Annotated in this window: 1 protein-coding gene and 1 pseudogene; one reads left to right on the top strand and one right to left on the bottom strand. The window is 28.8% G+C overall.

The window, feature by feature from the left end; translation table 11 throughout:
* Positions 1-97 (bottom strand): annotated as a pseudogene (locus tag ACI3VO_RS00105) (exodeoxyribonuclease III); the annotation flags it as partial.
* Between the two features lie 354 nt (positions 98-451).
* Between ACI3VO_RS00105 and ACI3VO_RS00100 the strand changes: the two are divergent.
* Positions 452-1657, top strand: a complete 1206-nt coding sequence (locus tag ACI3VO_RS00100) for a pyridoxal phosphate-dependent aminotransferase (RefSeq protein WP_439755958.1) — start codon at positions 452-454, stop codon at positions 1655-1657.
* Positions 1658-1961: the final 304 nt, after the last annotated feature.

The raw sequence follows: 1961 nt of genomic DNA, 5'->3' as shown, positions 1-1961 counted from the left end.
GACAAAATATATCTGCATCTACCTCATTAAAAAAATCTAAAAAGCCTTTAGTCACGCAGGCTCTTATTCCGTTTACATTCCATGATATAAATTTCATAAAATTTTCTCCTTTTTTAATTTTATCGAATTAATCGTATTAATTATTTTTTATCATATTAATTATTTTTTGTTGTTTTCCTTCTATTTATTATACCTTATTATATATATTTAACTATATTTTTTTATAATTTAAATCATAAAAAAGAACATTTTTAATTTAATTTTATAAATAATTACAATAAAATGAATATTTGATATTTTTTGTCATTTAATGCGATTTTTACTTTTCATAAAACGATGATTTTTCTTCCATTTTATGTTAATATATTAATAGATTAAGATGTATAAATCTAATTATTCAAGATGTTATAAATCTAATTATATTTTTTAAAATACAAGGGGGTATTCTTCAATGAAATTTTCTAACAGAGTAAAATCTATGCAATCTTCTCCAATCAGAAAGCTTGCACCATTAGCTACTAAAGCTAAAGCAGACGGAGTAAAAGTTTATCACTTAAATATAGGACAACCTGATATAAAAACTCCAGAATGTTTCTTCGAAGCAGTTAAAAACTTTAAAGAACCAGTTCTTGAATATGCTGGATCTCAAGGTCTTCCTGAATTAATAGAAGCATTACAAAAATACTACAAAACTTACAATATGGACTTCGCTGCTGAAGATCTAATAGTAACTAACGGTGGTAGTGAAGCTTTATTATTCTCTTTCATGGCTATGTGTGATCCAGGGGATAACGTTTTAATACCAGAACCATTCTATACTAACTACAATGGTTTCGGACAATCTATAGGAATGAAAGTTAAACCTATAACTACTAAAGCTGAAAACGGATTCCACCTTCCATCAAAAGAAGAAATAGTTGCTCAAATAGATGACAAAACTAAAGCTATATTAGTTTCTAACCCAGGTAACCCAACTGGTTGCGTATACACTAAAGAAGAAGTTTATATGTTAGCTGAAATAGTTAAAGAAAACGATTTATGGTTAGTAGCTGATGAAGTTTATAGAGAATTCATATATGAAGGACTTGACTACACTAGCTTCGGTAACGTAAAAGAAATCGAAGACAGATGTATAATAATAGACTCTGTATCTAAGAGATACAGCGCTTGTGGTGCTAGAATAGGTTCTATAGCTTGTAAGAACCAAGAATTCATGGGCGAAGTTATGAAATTATGCCAAGGTAGATTATGTATAGCTACTATAGAACAATTAGGTGCTGCTGCATTATTCAACGAAACTCCAGCTTCTTACTTAAAAGAAGTAAACGATGAATACTGCAAGAGAAGAGATGTATTATACGAAGAATTAATGAAAGCTGAAGGCGTTATATGTGAAAAACCAATGGGTGCTTTCTATATAGTTGCTAAATTACCAGTTGACGATGCTGAAGACTTCGTAAAATGGATGTTAACTGAATTCCGTATGGATGGAGCTACAGTTATGGCTACTCCAGCTGCTGGATTCTATGCAACTCCTGGTCTTGGACTTGACGAAATAAGACTTGCTTACATCTTAAAAGAAGAAGATTTAAGAGCTGCTGGTAAATTATTAGCTGAAGGATTAAAAGCTTACAAAGCTGCTAAAGCTAATGCTTAATACTAAATTTTAAATTATAATTTAACTTAAAATAGACAAAAGGGGGTGTTGCAAAATAGAGTAAAATCTATTTTGTATTCACTTCCTTTTTTGTATTTATGAATGAAATTGAAGCTAACGCTTAAAATCATTTAGATTTGTATAAATTTAGGCACAACAAAAAGAAGTAGTTAATTTTATTTTTTTTTACATATTAAGCTACTTCATTTTGTTTAAATAAAGATACACCTAAACGGTTATTTATTATTTTGGAATGTAATTTATTAATATTATATCCAAGGCATAAAAATAGAATATCTATATT

This window comes from Intestinibacter sp. (genome assembly GCF_051866655.1).
GTDB lineage: Bacteria > Bacillota > Clostridia > Peptostreptococcales > Peptostreptococcaceae > Intestinibacter.
This window is presented reverse-complemented; position numbering and strand designations above follow the sequence as displayed.

Bases quoted from the DNA above. Each gene is read 5' to 3' on its own strand.
- ACI3VO_RS00100 (WP_439755958.1), top strand. From the start codon at position 452: ATGAAATTTTCTAACAGAGTAAAATCTATGCAATCTTCTCCAATCAGA.